Raw genomic sequence first — 17,031 nt, forward strand, 5'->3', positions numbered from 1 at the left:
CCGTCCGCGCCGATCGCGCTCGACCAGGACATGCGGACCTCACGGACACGCGATACGCTGCGGTGGACTTCCACCCGCCAGGAACCGCCCCATGTCCGACCGCCGCCCCAGTTTCACCCTCCTGGTTTCCGCCGCGTTGCTCGCGGTCGGTTTCGCCCTCGCCGGCTGGTTCGCCGCGCAGGGCATGGCGCGGCTGAAGACCGCCGACCGCTATGTCACCGTCAAGGGCTCGGCCGAGAAGATCGTCGAGGCCGACCGCGTGGTGTGGCCGCTGCCGCACACCGTCGGTGGCAACGACCTGGCGCAGGTGCAGCAGCAACTGGAGGCCAACACCGCGGCGATCCGCAAATTCTTCGTCGACGCCGGCTTCGAGCCCGACGAGATCGTGGTCTCGCCGCCGCGGCTGGAGGATCGCTGGGCGTATGCCTACGGCGACAGCCGGCCACCGGAGCGCTACCGCTACTCGACCACCGTCAGCCTGCGCACCACCGACGTGGCCAAGGCGCTCAGCGTGCTGCGCCGCAGCGGCGAGCTGGTCGCGCAGGGGGTGATGATCGGTGAGGGCAGCGCACCGGACTTCGACTACACCAAGCTCAACGACATCAAGCCGGCGTTGATCGCCGAGGCGACCGCCGCCGCGCGCGATTCGGCGGTGCAGTTCGCCAAGGATTCCGACTCGCGGCTGGGCGGCATCCGCAGCGCCAACCAGGGCGTGGTGACGATCAGCGACCGCGACCAGAGCAGCCCGCAGGTCAAGCGGGTGCGGGTGGTGACGACGGTGGAGTATTTCCTGCGCGATTGAGGACAGGCTACCGTGCGCGAACTGTAGGAGCGGCTTTAGCCGCGATCTGAAACCGTTCGCCCGCGCCGATTACCGATCGCGGCTAAAGCCGCTCCCACAAGAGCCCGAAATTCCAGGTACGACGCTGGCGTTGGCCTACGCCGCGTCAGCCTCATACAGCGCCAGCAATTCGGCTTCGGCCTGCTCCAGCTCGGCGCGCAACGCCGTCTGCTGCTTGCCCAACTCAGCGCTGCGCGCGCCGCCGTCGGCGTAGACGGCCGGGTCGGCCAGCTCGGTCTCGATCGCCGCCAGTTGCGCCTCCAGTTCCGCTACCCGCGACTCGACCTTGGCCAGCTTGTGCGGGTTGGCCTTGCCACGACGCGGCTTGGCGGGCGCCGCGACGGGCGAGGCTTCGGCGGGTTTCACCGCCGCCCGGCCCTTGCCGTCGTTGGAGTTGTCGCGCGAGCGCAGCCAGCTGGCGTAGGCGTCCAGGTCGCCGTCGAACGGCTGGGCGACACCGTCGGCGACCCGCCAGAACGTGTCGCAGACCAGGCCGATCAGATGGCGATCATGCGAGACCAGCACGATCGCGCCGTCGAACTGCGCCAACGCCTCGGCCAGCGCCTCGCGCATGTCGAGGTCGAGATGGTTGGTCGGCTCGTCGAGCAGCAGGACGTTGGGCTGGCGCCAGGCAATCAGGGCCAGCGCGAGGCGGGCGCGCTCGCCGCCGGAGAACACGTCGACCGACTCGAACGCGCGGTCGCCGGGGAAGTTCCATTTGCCGAGGAAGTCGCGCAGCTGCTGAGTCGCGACACCGGGCGCGATGTCGGCAAGGTGGTCGATCGCGCTGGTGCCGGCACGCAGCGACTCGACCGTGTGCTGGGCGAAGTAGCCGATCCGCAGGTCGGGGTGGCCGCCGCGCTCGCCGGCCAGCAACGGCAGTTCGCCGACCAGCGACTTGACCAGGGTCGACTTGCCGGCGCCGTTGGGACCGAGCAGGGCAACGCGGTCGCCGGCCTCGAGGATGAAGCCGACATCGTGCAGGATCGTGGTCGCGCCGTCGTCGCCCGCATAGCCGCAGTCGGCATGCGCCAGCCGCAGCAACGCATGCGGCAGCTTGGCCGGCGCCGGGAACTCGATCCGCAACGCGCGCTCGACCCGCACCGCCTCGGTGCCGGCCATCTTGGCCAAGCGCTTGACCCGTGACTGTGCCTGCTTGGCCTTGGCCGCGCTGGCGCTGAAGCGGTCGATGAAGCTCTGCAGGTGGGCGCGCTCGGCCTGTGCCTTCTCGTGGGTGATCTGCTGCAGCCGCAGGTGTTCGGAGCGCTGTCTTTCAAACGCCGTGTAGTCGCCCGAATAGAGTTTTGCCTTGCCGTCGTGCAGGTGCAGCGTATGGGTAGTGACCTCGTCGAGGAACTCGCGGTCATGCGATATCAGCAGCAGGGTGCCCGGGTACTTCAGCAACCACTGCTCCAGCCACAGCACCGCGTCGAGGTCGAGGTGGTTGGTCGGCTCGTCGAGCAGCAGCAGGTCCGACGGCGTCATCAGCGCGCGGGCCAGGTTCAGCCGCACCCGCCATCCGCCGGAAAAGCTGCTGACCGCACGCTGGTGGGTGTCGGCGCCGAAGCCGAGGCCGTGCAGCAACTTGCCGGCGCGGGCGCTGGCGTCGTAGCCGTTGAGTTCCTCCAGCCGGTGGTGGGCCTCGGCGACGGCCTCCCAGTCCTCGTTGGCAAAGGCATTCGCCTCGGCCTGGATCGCCGCGTGCACCTCGACGTCACCCGACAGCACGAAGTCCAGCGCCGGGTCCGGCAGCGACGGGGTTTCCTGGGCGACGCTGGCGATGCGCACCTTGTTGGGGATGCCGAGGTCACCCTTGTCGGCCTCCAGTTCGCCCTGCACCGCGGCGAACAGCGATGACTTGCCGGTGCCGTTGCGGCCGATCACGCCGACCCGCCAGCCGGTCTGCAGGACCAGGTCGACGTTGGACAGGAGCAGGCGTTCGCCGCGCCGCAGGGCGAAATTCTTGAAGGCAATCATGCCGCCATTGTACGTGCGCGGGCCGGCAGGACCGGGGTTCGCGCTTGCGCCATCCCCGCTCTCCCCACATTCTTGGGCGTCCCGGCGCACAGGAATCCCGATGGCCCACAGCACCTCTCTGATCGCGATGCTGGTGGGGGGCTTCGTGCTGGCGTTCATTTTCGGCCTGCTGGCGCAGCGGCTGCGGCTGTCGCCGCTGGTGGGCTATCTGATCGCGGGCGTGATCGCCGGGCCGTTCACACCCGGTTTCGTCGGTGACCCGGAGTTGGCGCCGCAACTGGCGGAAATCGGCGTGATCCTGCTGATGTTCGGGGTCGGCCTGCACTTCTCGCTGCGCGACCTGATGGCGGTGAAGAACATCGCCATTCCCGGCGCCGTCGCCCAGATCAGCGTCGCGACCCTGCTCGGCTGGGGGTTGGCGGCGTTGATGGGCTGGCCGACCCTGCACGGGATCATCTTCGGGTTTTCGCTGGCCACCGCCAGCACGGTGGTGCTGTTGCGGGCGATGGAGGCGCGGCGGTTGCTGGATACCCGGCGCGGCAAGATCGCGGTCGGCTGGCTGATCGTCGAGGACCTGGCGTGCGTGCTGGCGCTGGTGCTGATCCCGTCACTGGCGGAGCTGAGCGGCGGCGAAGGCGACTCCGGTGGCGGCAACCTGTGGGTGGCGTTGCTGTGGACCCTGGGCAAGGTCGCGGCGTTCGTCGCCTTCATGCTGATCGTCGGTCGACGGGTGATCCCGTGGATCCTCGAACGCGTCGCCGGCACCGGTTCGCGCGAGCTGTTCACGCTCGGCGTGCTGGCGATCGCCCTCGGCATCGCGTTCGGGTCGGCGGCGCTGTTCGGGGTGTCGTTCGCACTCGGCGCGTTCTTCGCCGGCATGCTGCTCAACGAGTCCGAATTCAGCCACCAGGCGGCGCAGGATTCGTTGCCGATGCGCGATGCGTTCGCGGTGCTGTTCTTCGTCTCGGTCGGCATGCTGTTCGACCCGACGATCCTGGTCGAGCACCCGCTGCAGGTGCTGGCGACCACCCTGATCATCGTGTTCGGCAAGTCGATCGCCGCGTTCGTGATCGTGCGCGCGTTCGGGCATCCCAACTCGACCGCCCTGACCATCTCCACCAGCCTGGCCCAGATCGGCGAGTTCGCGTTCATCATCGCCGGCCTCGGATTGTCCCTGGAAATCCTGCCGCGCGAAGGCCACGACCTGGTGCTGGCCGGCGCGCTGATCTCGATCATGCTCAACCCGCTGCTGTTCGTGGCGCTGGACCGCTGGCAGGCGCGCAGCGACGAGCGCGACCGGCGCAACGCGCCGCCGGAGCCGGACGTGGTGCCGATGGACATCGGCGGCCACGCGATCCTGGTCGGCTACGGCCGGGTCGGCAGCCAGCTGGCGCGACTGCTGCACCAGCGCGGGGTGCCGCTGGTGGTGATCGAGGACGATGCCGATCGGGTCGAGGAGGCGCGGGCGGCGGGAATACTGGCGATCCGCGGCAACGCCGCCGACCGCCGGGTGATGCTCGAAGCCGCGCCGGAGCGCGCCCGGATGGCGGTGTTCGCGATCCCGCAGGCACTGGAAGCCGGCGAGACGATCGCCCGGCTGAAGGAATTGAATCCGGCGATCACCGTGCTGGCGCGCGCGCACAGCGACGGTCAGGTCCGGCACCTGCTTGAACACGGTGCCGACGGTGCGGTAATGGCCGAACGCGAGCTGGCGCACAGCCTCGCGGAAATGGTGATGGCGACGCCGCCGTACCGCGGCGACAGCCATTTGCCGCCCGCGGTGGCGTGAGGTTCGACACGCGAAAGCTTCGGGTAGGAGCGACGTAAGGCGCGACCTGTACATCGCCTCAGGGGTGCGGCGGGTCGCGACTCACGTTGCTCCTACAACGGAGCTGCCCCGGGATGTCGGTGCTGTTGTAGGAGCGGCTTCAGCCGCGATCTGAAATTGGCGCGGGCGCTCGGCTCCAGATCGCGGCTGAAGCCGCTCCTACCAAAGGCGCCAAGGCTCCGAGGGCGCCATACATCGCCGCGTCGCCCGGCCTACCCCGTGCGGAACACCAGCGCCCCGCCTTCGGCATCGACGTGGATGGTATCTCCGCTGGTGAACTCGCCGGACAGGATCTTCTGCGCCAGCGGGTTCTCCAACTGCTGCTGGATCGCACGCTTGAGCGGCCGCGCGCCGTAGACCGGGTCGAAGCCGACATTGGCGAGCAACGCCAGCGCCGCATCCGACAACTCCAGCGCCAGTCCGCGCTCGTGCAGGCGCCGTTCAAGGCCAGTCATCTGGATCCTGGCGATCTCCCTGATCTGCGCCTTGTCGAGCGGATGGAACACGACGATGTCGTCGAGCCGGTTGATGAACTCCGGGCGGAAATGGTTCTGCACCACGCCCATCACCGCGGCCTTCATCTGGGTGTAAGTCTCCGGGGTATCCGCATCCATCTCCTGGATCATCTGCGAACCCAGGTTACTGGTCATCACGATCACGGTATTGCGGAAGTCGACCGTGCGGCCCTGCCCGTCGGTCAAACGACCGTCGTCGAGCACCTGCAGCAGGATGTTGAACACGTCCGGATGCGCCTTCTCGACCTCGTCAAGCAGGATCACGCTGTACGGCCGCCGCCGCACTGCTTCGGTGAGATAGCCGCCTTCTTCGTAGCCGACGTAGCCCGGCGGCGCGCCGACCAGCCGGCTGACCGCGTGCTTCTCCATGAATTCGCTCATGTCGATCCGCACCATCGCGTCGGAGCTGTCGAACAGGAACTCGGCCAGCGCCTTGCACAACTCGGTCTTGCCGACGCCGGTGGGGCCAAGGAACAGGAACGAGCCCGACGGCCGGTTCGGGTCGCTCAAACCCGCACGTGACCGCCGCACCGCGTCGGACACGACCTTGATCGCCTCGTCCTGGCCGACCACGCGCGCGTGCAACGCGTCCTCCATCTTCAGCAGCTTCTCGCGCTCGCCTTCGAGCATCTTCGACACCGGGATGCCGGTCCATCGCGCGACCACCTCGGCGATCTCCTCGGCGGTGACGCGGTCCTGCAGCAGGGTGAAACCCTGGGTCTCGGCTTCCTGCGCGGCCTTGAGCTGGGTTTCCAGTTGCGGCAACTGGCCGTACTGGATCTCGCTCATGCGCGCGTAGTCCTGCCGGCGCTGGGCGGCCTCCAGTTCGAGCTTGGCGGCCTCGATCTGCTCCTTGATCTTCGTCGCTCCCTGCAGGGTCGCCTTCTCGGCCTTCCAGACCTCCTCGAGGTCGTTGAACTCGCGCTCCAGCGTGTCGATCTCGGCCTGCAGGTCGGCCAGGCGCTTCTTCGATTCGGCGTCCTTTTCCTTTTTCAGGGCCTCGCGCTGGATCTTCAGCTGGATCAGCCGCCGTTCTTTCCGATCAAGCTCCTCGGGCTTGGAGTCGATCTCCATGCGGATGCGCGACGCCGCCTCGTCCATCAGGTCGATCGCCTTGTCGGGCAACTGGCGGTCGGCAATGTAGCGGTGCGACAGCGTGGCCGCGGCGACGATCGCGGGGTCGGTGATCTCGACGCCGTGGTGGACCGCGTACTTCTCCTTGAGCCCGCGCAGGATCGCGATGGTGTCCTCCACAGACGGCTCGCCGACAAACACCTTCTGGAACCGCCGTTCGAGCGCGGCGTCCTTCTCGACGTATTTGCGGTACTCGTCGAGCGTGGTCGCGCCGATGCAGTGCAGCTCGCCGCGGGCGAGCGCGGGCTTGAGCATGTTGCCGGCGTCCATCGAGCCTTCCGCTTTTCCCGCGCCGACCATCGTGTGCAGCTCGTCGATGAACAGGATGATCTGGCCCTCGTTCTTCGACAGGTCGTTGAGCACGCCCTTCAGGCGTTCCTCGAACTCGCCGCGGAACTTGGCCCCGGCGATCAACGCGCCCATGTCGAGCGACAGCAGGCGCTTGCCGCGCAGGCCCTCGGGCACCTCGTTGTTGATGATGCGCTGGGCCAGCCCCTCGACGATCGCGGTCTTGCCCACGCCGGGCTCGCCGATCAGCACCGGATTGTTCTTGGTCCGGCGCTGCAGCACCTGGATCGTGCGGCGGATCTCCTCGTCACGACCGATCACCGGATCGAGCTTCCCGGATTCCGCGCGCGCGGTCATGTCGATGGTGAACTTCTCCAGCGCCTGACGCTGGTCCTCGGCATTCTCCGACTGCACGCTCTCGCCGCCGCGGACCTTGTCGATCGCCGCCTCGATACGCGCCTTGTCGGCGCCGGCGGCCTTGAGCGCGCGGCCGAGTTCGCCGCCGTCCTCCAGCGCCGCGAGCACGAACAGTTCCGACGCGATGAACGCATCACCGCGCTGCTGGGCGAGCTTGTCGGTGACGTTGAGCAGCCGCGACAGGTCGTTGCCGACGCTGACGTTGCCGGCCTGGCCGGTCACCTTCGGCAGCTTCTCCAGCGCCTCGCCGAGCCGCTCGCGCAGCAGCGGCACGTTGACGCCGGCCTGCGACAGCAGCGGCTTGGTGCTGCCGCCGGGCTGGTCGACCAGCGCGGTCATCAGGTGGGCGGGTTCGATCACGCTGTGGTCGCGCCCGACCGCGAGCGATTGCGCGTCGGCGAGCGCCTGCTGGAAGCGTGAAGTCAGCTTGTCCATTCGCATGGCTGGGTCCTCGATGGCGGGCGGCGCGTGCACGCCGCGATGTCCCGGAAATGCGGCCGCCAGCGCCACCGTTCAAGTCACCCGTCCGCGTCCACCCCATCCTTACATCCGCCTCTTCACAATCGCGTGCATGGATGCCCCCGCCCATCTGCCGCCACCCCCGGCGATTGCCGACGACTGGGCGCTGTTCCTCGATGTCGACGGCACCCTGCTGGCGATCGCCGGCACACCGGACGCGGTACGGGTGCCACCCGGCCTGATCGATGCGCTCGCCTCGCTGCAGCAGCGCCTCGACGGCGCGCTGGCCCTGGTCAGCGGCCGCCGGCTGGCGCAACTGGACGCGCTGTTCGCGCCGTTGAAGCTGCCCGCCGCCGGCCTGCACGGGCTGGAGCGCCGCCACGCCGACAACCACATCGACCCGCCGACGCCGCCATCGCTGTTGGCCGTGTTCCACCGCAAGGCCGAACTGGTGGCCGAGCGCTATCCGGGTGCGCTGGTGGAGGACAAGGACTCGACCATCGCCCTGCACTGGCGCGGCAACCCGCATGCCGAACAGGCCCTGCGCGAGCTGTCCGAAGCCGCCCTGCCGTGGCTGCACGACTACCGGCTGCAACCCGGCGACGGGGTGATCGAGGTGCGCCCGGTCGGCACCGACAAGGGCGATGCGATTGCCGCACTGCTTGACGAGGCGCCGTTCGCCGGGCGCCACGCGGTGTTCGTCGGCGACGACCTGACCGACGAGCACGGCTTCGAGGTGGTGCTCGACCGCGGCGGCATGGCGGTGCTGGTCGGCAACCGCCAACCCAGCCGCGCACGCCACCGCCTGCATGATCCGGCCGCGGTACTGGCGTGGCTGGCCGCGGGCGCATGAGCACCGCGCCCGACAACGCGCCCGACCCCCAGACACTCGACCTCGGCATGGTCGGCAACGGCAGCTTCGCCGCGTTGCTGGACGCACGCGCGCGGGTGGTCTGGGGCTGCGTGCCGGCGTTCGACGGCGACCCGACCTTCTGCGCGCTGATGCAGCCGACCGCGCATCCCGGCGGCGACTTCGCGATCGAGCTGGAGGATTTCGCCAGCGCCGAACAGCACTACCTGACCAACACCGCGGTGCTCCGCACGGTGTTGCGCGACGTCCACGGCGGCGCGGTCGAGATCATCGATTTCGTCCCGCGCTGGTACCAGAACGACCGCTTCTATCGCCCGGTGATGCTGGTGCGACGGCTGCGGCCGCTGGCCGGCAGCCCGCGCATCCGGATCCGCCTGCGGCCGCTGGCGGACTATGGTGCGCAGCAGCCCGACACCACCTCGGGCAGCAACCACATCCGCTACCTGGTGCCAGGCTTCACGCTGCGCCTGACCACCGACGCGCCGGTGCGGCTGGTGCGCGAACAGCAGCCGTTCGTGCTCGACCGCAAATGCCACCTGATCCTCGGTCCCGACGAAACCCTGACCCAGTCGATCGGCGATTTCGTCCACAACGCCCAGCAGCGCACCATCGCCTACTGGCGCGACTGGGTGCGCTCGCTGTCGATTCCGCTGGACTGGCAGGAGGCAGTGATCCGCAGCGCGATCACGTTGAAACTGTGCCAGTACGAGGAAACCGGGGCGGTGGTCGCGGCGATGACCACCTCGATCCCGGAAGCCGCGCACAGCCAGCGCAACTGGGATTACCGCTACTGCTGGCTGCGCGACGCCGCGTTCGTGGTACGCGCGCTCAACCGGCTCGGCGCGACCCGGACGATGGAAGGCTACCTGCGCTACGTGTTCAACATCGCCAGCACCGAGGACGCCGAACTGCAGCCGCTGTACGGCATCGGCTTCGAGGCCGAGCTGGCCGAGGAGGCGGTCGACGACCTCGCCGGCTACCGCGGCATGGGGCCGGTTCGGCGCGGCAACCTGGCCTGGCTGCAGAAGCAGCACGACGTCTACGGCAGCGTGGTGCTGGCCTCGACCCAGTTGTTCTTCGACCAGCGGCTGGAGCACCCGGGCGACGCGGCGATGTTCGCGCGGCTGGAGCCGCTGGGCGAGCGTGCGTTCGCCCTGCACGACCAGCCCGACGCCGGCCTGTGGGAGTTCCGCGGCCGCGCCGAGGTCCACACCTATTCCAGCGTGATGTGCTGGGCGGCCTGCGACCGGCTGGCACGGATCGCGGTGCACCTGCGCCTGCCCGAGCGCGTGCGCCACTGGCGCCAGCGCGCCGATGCGATCCACGCGCGGATCATCGCCGAGGGATTCGATGCCGCGCGGGGTCATTTCGTCGACACCTTCGGCGGCGAGCGGCTCGACGCCTCGCTGCTGTTGCTGGCCGACTTCGGCTTCATCAGCGCAGACGATCCGCGGTTCGTCGGCACGGTCGAGGCGATCGGCCGCGACCTCAAGCGCGGCCACGGCCTGTTCCGCTACATCGCGCCGGACGACTTCGGCGTGCCCGAGACCAGCTTCACCATCTGCACGTTCTGGTACATCGACGCGCTCGCCGCGATCGGCCGGAGGGGCGAGGCGCGCGAACTGTTCGAAGCCATGCTGCTGCGACGCAACCCGCTCGGGCTGCTGTCGGAGGACCTCGCGTTCGAGGACGGCGAAGCCTGGGGCAACTTCCCGCAGACCTATTCGCACGTCGGCCTGATCATCGCCGCAATGCGCCTGAGCCGCTCCTGGCAGGAGGCGACGTGAGCCGGCTGGTGGTGGTCTCCAACCGCGTGGCCCTGCCCGAGCAGCCCCGGTCCGGCGGCCTGGCGGTGGCCTTGCAGGCCGCGCTTGAGGAGACCGGCGGCTTGTGGTTCGGCTGGAGCGGGCGGATCGACCCCAGGCAATCCGGGCAGTTGCACGAGCTGAGCCATGGCGACATCGACTACGCCACCATCGACCTGTCGCAGCGCGACCACGACGACTACTACAACGGCTTCGCCAACCGCACGTTGTGGCCTTTGCTGCACTTCCGGGTGGACCTGGTCGACTACAGCCGTGAGACCTACGCCGCCTACCGCCGGGTCAACGCGCTGTTCGCCGAGAAGCTCGCGCCGCTGCTGCGCGACGACGACATCGTCTGGATCCACGATTACCACCTGATCCCGCTGGCCGCACTGCTCCGGGAACACGGCGTGCGCTGCAAGCTTGGTTTCTTCCTGCACGTGCCGATGCCGTCGTCGGACCTGCTGGCCGCGCTGCCACACCACAAGCGGTTGTTCGAGGGCTTGTCGGCGCACGACCTGGTCGGCTTCCAGACCGAGCGCGACCTGGAGCGGTTCCAGGACTACGTGCGCCTGTTCGGCCGTGGCCGGGTGATCGAGAGCGGCGTGCTGGAAACGCCCGGCGGCCGGTTGCTGCGTGCCGGCGCATTCCCGATCAGCATCGATACCGCGCACATCGCCGACCAGGCCGCCGCCGCGGTCGACAAGCCCAGCTTCCAGCGCCTGGCGCGCAGCATGTCGGGGCGCGCGCTGGCGATCGGGGTCGACCGGCTGGACTATTCCAAGGGCCTGCCCGAGCGTTTCCGCGCGTTCGAGCGCTTCCTGCGGCGCTATCCCGACCTCCTGGGCAAGTTGACCTACCTGCAGATCGCACCGGTGTCGCGCGGTGACGTGCTCGAATACCAGAGCCTGCGCAGCGAACTGGAGCGGCTGTCCGGCCACATCAACGGGGGCCATGCCGAGCCGGAATGGACGCCGATGCGCTACGTCAACCGCAACTTCCCGCACGCCTCGCTGACCGGCTTCTACCGCCTCGCCGAAGTCGGACTGGTGACGCCGTTGCGCGACGGCATGAACCTGGTCGCCAAGGAGTACGTCGCCGCGCAGGACCCCGACGACCCCGGCGTGCTGGTGCTGTCGACCTTCGCCGGCGCCGCTCGCGAACTGGGCGGCGCGCTGCTGGTCAATCCCTATGACCTCGACGGTGTCGCCGCCGCGATCGCGCAGGCGATCACCATGCCGCGACAGGAGCGTCGCGAACGCTGGCAGCCGATGATGGCTCGGCTGCGCGAGTACGACATCACCGCCTGGCGCCGCAGCTACCTGGAGGCACTGCGGGCAGCGTAGAACCTGTAGGAGCGGCTTCAGCCGCGATCCGGAATCGGCGCGGGCAACCGACTATCCGATCGCGGCTGAAGCCGCTCCTACAAAAAGCCCATACAGGCGACGGCTACCGCGCCGGCTCGATCCACACCAGCGATGCCATTCGTCCGGTGCGCTGGTCGCGGCGGTGCGAGTAGAACCGCTGCGGCTCGCCGATCGTGTCGAGTCCGCCGCCGTGGATGCGGCCCGCATTGACCCCGGCGCGTTCGAGCCGCCGCCCGGCGAGCGCGTACAGATCGACCTTCCAGTGATGCGGCCGGGTGCTGGTGAAAGCGCTGCCGGCAGTCCAGTCCTGGGCGACAAAAGCGTCGTAGACCTCGACCCCGACTTCATAGCTCTCCGGCCCCGCGGCCGGGCCGAGCCAGGCCAGCAAACGTTCCGGCGGGGTACGCATCTCCGCGACCGTCGCTTCGAGCACACCGGCGGCCAACCCGCGCCAGCCCGCGTGCGCGGCACCGACTTCGCTGCCGTCGTCGGCGCAAAACAGCACCGGCAGGCAGTCGGCGGTGAGGATGACCAGGACCGTGCCAGGCGCAGACGTCACCGCCGCATCAGCTTCCGGCTCCGCTTCGCCCACACTCGCGTCAGCACGAAACACCTGCACTCCATGCACCTGCCGCAGCCACACCGGCGCCGACGGCAGTCCCCCGGCCTCGATCAATTCCGCCCGGTTGCGCGCCACCGCCTCGGCCGCGTCGCCGCAACGCGACCCCATGTTGAAGTCATCGAACGGCGACTCCGACACTCCGGCGCCATGACGCAATGTCGTGAACGCACGCACTTGGCGCGGCGCGGGCCAGTCGGCCGGCAGCAGCGCGCGTGCCATCGCTCAGCGGCTCCGCTCGGCAAACGCGGCGGTGTCGTCCTGCAACGCCTTGACCAAGGCCTGCATGTCGGCCGGCATCGGCGTACTGCAGCGCACCGGCTCGGCGCTGACCGGATGGACGAACTCCAGCGTCTCGGCATGCAGCGCCTGCCGCTTGAAGCCGCGCAACGCCGCGACCAGCTCGTCGGACGCGCCGCGCGGCAACTTCAGCGAACCGCCATACAGCGGATCGCCGATGATCGGATGTTTGAGGTGCGCCATGTGCACGCGGATCTGGTGGGTGCGGCCCGTCTCGAGCCGGCATTCCACCAGGGTGTGGGCACGGAAGCGTTCGCGCAGGCGGAAATGGGTGATCGCGTCGCGGCCGTCCTCGCGCACCGCCATGCGGATGCGGTCGCGCGGGTGGCGGTCGATCGCGGCGTCGGCGGTGCCGCCGGAGACCAGCGCCCCGGCGACCACCGCCAGGTACTGCCGGTGCACTTCGCGCGCCGACAGCTGGGCCACCAGCGCGGTATGCGCCACCAGCGTCCGCGCCACCACCATGACCCCGGAGGTGTCCTTGTCGAGCCGGTGCACGATGCCGGCGCGCGGCAGCGCGTTGAGGCCCGGGTCGCGATGCAGCAGCGCATTGACCAGGGTGCCGGTCGGGTTGCCGGCGCCCGGATGCACCACCAGCCCGGCCGGCTTGTCGATCACGATCACATGCTCGTCCTCGAACAGCACGTCGAGCGCAATGTCCTCGGGCTCCGAATGGGTCTGCACGTCCAGCACCACGCTCAGGCTGACCGCCTCGCCGCCACGCACCGGGTCGCGCGGGCGCACCTCGCGACCGTCCAGCAGGGCGTCGCCGGACTTGATCCAGGCCGACAGCCGGGAGCGCGAGTAGTCCGGGAACAACTCGGCCAATACGGCGTCGAAACGGCGGCCGGCGGCCTCGTCAGGGACCACGGCGTGGAGGGCAACGGCGGGTTCGGTCATGTCAGGCCTGGTGGAGGGCGCGAGCTGGGCGCGGTTAAGGGCGCGCGGCGCGGGACTGCTATTATCGGCGCTTCGTGCCCCCGGCGCCCGTTGATCCCGACCATGACCCATCGCTTCGCCCCGCTGCGCCCGTTCATGCGCACCTTCGTCCTGCTGCTGGCCCTGCTCGTCTTCGCCAGCGGCTGCGCCCGCATGAGCAAGATGTTCAAGGACGAGAACGCCAACGAAGGCGTGCCGGTGGAGGAGTTGTACAGGAAGGCCCACGCCGCGATGACCCACGGCAACTGGTCCAGCGCCGAAACCACTTTCAAGCGCCTCGTCGCGCAGTATCCGTATGGCCCCTACACCGAGCAGGCGCTGGTCGAGACCGCCTACGCCCAGCACAAGGCCGGCAAGCACGAGGAGGCGATCAGCAGCATCGACCGCTTCCTGCGCACCTACCCGACCCACCGGCTGGCCTCGTACATGTACTACCTGCGCGGCCTGGTGAACTCCAGCCGCGATACCGTGTTCCTGCAGAAGGTCTGGAAGCTGGACGCCAGCCGCCGCGACCTGTCGACGCCGACCCAGGCCCACAACGACTTCTCGATCGTGGTCGATCGCTACCCCAACAGCCGCTACGCCGCCGATGCCAAGCTGCGCATGGCCGAGCTGCGCGACCTGTTCGCTCGCCACGAGCTCGAGACCGCGCTGTACTACCTGCGCCGAACCGCCTACGTGGCGGCCGCCGACCGCGCCACCTACCTGCTGGAAACCTACCCGCAGAGCCGCTACCAGAACGATGCCGTTGCGTTGCTGGCGGCGGCCTACGAAGGCCTGGGAAACGAAACCCTGGCCGCCGACGCCCGCCGCGTGCTGCAGCAGAACGAGCCCGACCATCCGTACCTGGTCGGCGACTGGCCGGATTACCCCAGCAACCTGCGCAAGCTCAACCCATTCGCCGGCGGCAAGTCGGCGCTGGACAACGACGAGTAGGTCGTTTCTGCATCGACAAACGAAAACGCCGCCTCCGGGCGGCGTTTTTGTACGACGACGCGGTCCGCGCCAATTTACCCCTTGTAACCGTTGCTGATTGGATACCTACGCTCGCGCCCGAACGCGCGCCGCGAGACCTTCGGCCCCGGCGCGGCCTGGTGGCGCTTCCACTCGCTGATCCGGGCCAGGTGCAACACCCGGTCGACCGTCTCGGCGGCGAACCCCGCGGCGGTGATGTCCTCGCGCGACTGTTCCAGGTCGATGTAGCGCGACAGGATCGCATCGAGCACATCGTACGGCGGCAGCGAGTCCTGATCCTTCTGGTCGTGACGCAACTCGGCCGACGGCGGCCGTTCGATCACCCCGACCGGGATCACCGGGTCGCCGACGGTGTTGCGCCAGCGCGCCAGCTCGTAGACCTCGGTCTTGTACAGGTCCTTCAGCGGCGCGTATCCGCCGGCCATGTCGCCATAGATCGTGGCGTAGCCGACCGCGTACTCGCTCTTGTTGCCGGTGGTCAGCAGCAGTCCGTGGAACTTGTTGGTCAGCGCCATCAGCATCGCGCCGCGGGTGCGCGACTGCAGGTTCTCCTCGGTGGTGTCGACCGGCTCGCCCTCGAACAGTTCCGCCAGCGTGTCGAGGTAGCCCTGGAACGGCTTCTCGATCGGCAGCGTCAGCAGCTGCACGCCCTGCTCGGCGCATTGCTCGGCGGCGAGGTCGTTGGACAGGTCGGCGGTGTAGCGCGACGGCATCCGCACCGCGGTGACGTTCTCCGCGCCCAGCGCATCGACCGCGATCGCCAGGCACACCGCCGAATCCAGCCCGCCCGACAAGCCCAGCCAGGCCTTCTTGAACCCGTTCTTGAGCGCATAGTCGCGGGTGCCGCGGACCACTGCGCGCCAAGCCAGCGCGTCGCGGCTTTCGTCGCCATCCTCCATCCACTCCACCGCACGGAAACCGCGGGTTTCGGGATCGAAGTCGACCACCAGCATCTGTTCGGTGAACGCCGCCGCGGCGGGTCGCACCGTACCGTCGCCGTCGGCCACCAGCGAGCCGCCGTCGAACACCACCGCGTCCTGCCCGCCGACGCAATTGACGTAGGCGATCGGCACGCCGAACCGGCGCGTCGCGTCCTCCAGCAACGCATCGCGGCGCGCGTGCTTGTCGCGCTCGAACGGCGAGGCATTGATCGACAGGATCAACTCGGCACCGGTTTCCACCGTGGTGTGCAGCGGTTCGGCGAACCACATGTCCTCGCAGATCAACACCCCGCAGCGGACGCCGTTGAGCTCAAACACGCAGTCGCCACCGTCGGGGTCGACCACGAAATAACGACGCTCGTCGAACACCGCGTAGTTCGGCAACTCGCGCTTGCGATAGGTCCGCTCGATCCTTCCGCCACGCAGGACGCTCGCCGCGTTGTAGACCACCGAACCCGCCGTCTCGGGCCAGCCGACGATCGCGGTGATGCCGGTCGCCGCCGCGGCGATGCGCTCCATCGCGCGGTGGCAGTCGTGCAGGAACCCAGGTCGCAGCAACAAGTCTTCCGGCGGATAGCCGCTGAGCGCAAGTTCCGGGAACAGCACCAGATCGGCACCGCACTCGTCGCGCGCCTCGGCAATGAACTCGATGATCCGCTCGGCGTTGTCGAACACGGCGCCGACCGGAAAATCGAACTGGGCTAGGGCGATACGGATGGGCTGGCTCATGGCGGTGTCGTGTGGGTTCGAGCGGACATTGTTCCAGAATGCCCACGGTACGGCGCGCGCCGTGAAGGCACCGGCCGCAGATGCCGCCATAAAAAAAGGCCACCTGGAGGTGGCCTTCTTCGTGGCGTCGCAGCCGGCTTACTTCGCTAGTCGCTTGGCGATCGCCGCGCCGAGGTCGCCCGGCGACTTCACAGTGGTCACGCCGGCCTTCTCCATCGCCTCGAACTTGCCCTCGGCGGTGCCCGAGCCGCCCGACGCGATCGCACCGGCATGACCCATGCGCTTGCCCTTCGGGGCCGACGCGCCGGCGATGAAGCCGACCACCGGCTTGGTCACGTACTCGGCGATGAACTCGGCCGCCTCTTCCTCGGCCGAACCGCCGATCTCACCGACCATGATGATGCCCTCGGTCTGCGGGTCGTCCTGGAACAGCTTGAGCGCGTCGATGAAGTTGGTGCCGTTGATCGGATCGCCGCCGATGCCGATGCAGGTCGACTGGCCGAGGCCGGCGTCGGTGGTCTGCTTGACCGCTTCATAGGTCAGCGTGCCCGAGCGCGAGACGATGCCGATCTTGCCGGGCATGTGGATGTGGCCGGGCATGATGCCGATCTTGCACTCGCCGGGAGTGATCACGCCGGGGCAGTTCGGGCCGATCAGGACGACGTCGTCGTAGTCGGCCAGTACGTTCTTGACCCGCAGCATGTCCAGCACCGGAATGCCCTCGGTGATGCAGACGATGACCCGGATGCCGGCGTCGGCCGCCTCCAGGATCGCGTCGGCCGCGAACGGCGGCGGCACGTAGATCACCGACGCGTCGGCGCCGGTGTCGTCGACCGCGTCGGCGACGGTGTTGAAGACCGGCAGGCCGAGGTGCTCGGTGCCGCCCTTGCCCGGGGTCACGCCGCCCACGACCTTGGTGCCGTACTCGAGCATCTGCTCGGCGTGGAAGGTGCCCTGCGTGCCGGTGAATCCTTGCACGATCACCTTGGTGTTCTTGTTGATCAAAACGCTCATGTCAGCTCCGCC

Annotated in this window: 12 protein-coding genes; 6 read left to right on the top strand and 6 right to left on the bottom strand. The window is 68.7% G+C overall.

What is annotated here, in order from left to right; all coding sequences use genetic code 11:
- Window positions 1–91: 91 nt before the first annotated feature.
- Window positions 92–802 (top strand): SIMPL domain-containing protein, encoded by a 711-nt coding sequence (locus tag SNE34_RS08475; RefSeq protein ID WP_332616547.1) that lies wholly within the window; start codon window positions 92–94, stop codon window positions 800–802.
- 135 nt (window positions 803–937) lie between these two features.
- On the opposite strand, the gene SNE34_RS08480 is transcribed toward SNE34_RS08475, so the two are convergent.
- Window positions 938–2,818, bottom strand: coding sequence for an ABC-F family ATP-binding cassette domain-containing protein (locus SNE34_RS08480; RefSeq protein ID WP_332616549.1), 1,881 nt, complete (start codon window positions 2,816–2,818; stop codon window positions 938–940).
- Between the two features lie 100 nt (window positions 2,819–2,918).
- Here SNE34_RS08480 and ybaL point away from each other — a divergent pair, with 100 nt between their 5' ends.
- Complete coding sequence (ybaL, locus tag SNE34_RS08485) at window positions 2,919–4,607, top strand: YbaL family putative K(+) efflux transporter (protein ID WP_332616550.1); 1,689 nt, start codon at window positions 2,919–2,921, stop codon at window positions 4,605–4,607.
- A 251-nt stretch (window positions 4,608–4,858) separates the two neighbouring features.
- Here ybaL and clpB read toward each other — a convergent pair whose 3' ends face one another.
- Entirely contained in the window at window positions 4,859–7,441 is a 2,583-nt protein-coding gene (gene clpB, locus SNE34_RS08490) for an ATP-dependent chaperone ClpB (protein ID WP_332616551.1), read from the bottom strand.
- Window positions 7,442–7,571: 130 nt separating this feature from the next.
- On the opposite strand from clpB, the gene otsB reads away from it, so the two are divergent.
- The 3 genes from otsB to otsA are packed head-to-tail and all read left to right on the top strand — an operon-like array spanning window position 7,572 to window position 11,481.
- Window positions 7,572–8,312 (top strand): trehalose-phosphatase, encoded by a 741-nt coding sequence (gene otsB, locus SNE34_RS08495; protein ID WP_332616552.1) that lies wholly within the window; start codon window positions 7,572–7,574, stop codon window positions 8,310–8,312.
- Window positions 8,309–10,117 (top strand): glycoside hydrolase family 15 protein, encoded by a 1,809-nt coding sequence (locus SNE34_RS08500; RefSeq protein WP_332616554.1) that lies wholly within the window; start codon window positions 8,309–8,311, stop codon window positions 10,115–10,117. Before otsB ends, SNE34_RS08500 begins: the two co-directional genes overlap by 4 nt.
- A complete protein-coding gene (gene otsA / locus SNE34_RS08505) occupies window positions 10,114–11,481 on the top strand; it encodes an alpha,alpha-trehalose-phosphate synthase (UDP-forming) (RefSeq protein ID WP_332616555.1) in 1,368 nt (455 codons plus the stop codon). The genes SNE34_RS08500 and otsA overlap by 4 nt, the downstream gene beginning before the upstream one ends.
- Before the next feature lie 103 nt (window positions 11,482–11,584).
- Here otsA and pgeF read toward each other — a convergent pair whose 3' ends face one another.
- Entirely contained in the window at window positions 11,585–12,343 is a 759-nt protein-coding gene (gene pgeF, locus SNE34_RS08510) for a peptidoglycan editing factor PgeF (RefSeq protein WP_332616556.1), read from the bottom strand.
- Between the two features lie 3 nt (window positions 12,344–12,346).
- Complete coding sequence (gene rluD / locus SNE34_RS08515) at window positions 12,347–13,321, bottom strand: 23S rRNA pseudouridine(1911/1915/1917) synthase RluD (RefSeq protein WP_332616557.1); 975 nt, start codon at window positions 13,319–13,321, stop codon at window positions 12,347–12,349.
- Between the two features lie 102 nt (window positions 13,322–13,423).
- Here rluD and SNE34_RS08520 point away from each other — a divergent pair, with 102 nt between their 5' ends.
- A complete protein-coding gene (locus SNE34_RS08520; protein ID WP_425604487.1) occupies window positions 13,424–14,296 on the top strand; it encodes an outer membrane protein assembly factor BamD in 873 nt (290 codons plus the stop codon).
- 74 nt (window positions 14,297–14,370) lie between these two features.
- On the opposite strand, the gene SNE34_RS08525 is transcribed toward SNE34_RS08520, so the two are convergent.
- Together SNE34_RS08525 and sucD are read right to left on the bottom strand one after the other, a co-directional pair.
- Window positions 14,371–16,005: an NAD+ synthase gene (locus SNE34_RS08525; protein WP_332616558.1), complete on the bottom strand. Its 1,635-nt coding sequence runs from the start codon at window positions 16,003–16,005 to the stop codon at window positions 14,371–14,373.
- 138 nt (window positions 16,006–16,143) lie between these two features.
- On the bottom strand, window positions 16,144–17,019 hold the full coding sequence (gene sucD, locus SNE34_RS08530; RefSeq protein ID WP_332616559.1) for a succinate--CoA ligase subunit alpha: 876 nt from the start codon (window positions 17,017–17,019) through the stop codon (window positions 16,144–16,146).
- Window positions 17,020–17,031 lie beyond the last annotated feature (12 nt).

This window comes from Novilysobacter erysipheiresistens (assembly GCF_036663935.1).
In the GTDB taxonomy this organism is placed as follows: Bacteria; Pseudomonadota; Gammaproteobacteria; order Xanthomonadales; family Xanthomonadaceae; genus Novilysobacter; species Novilysobacter erysipheiresistens.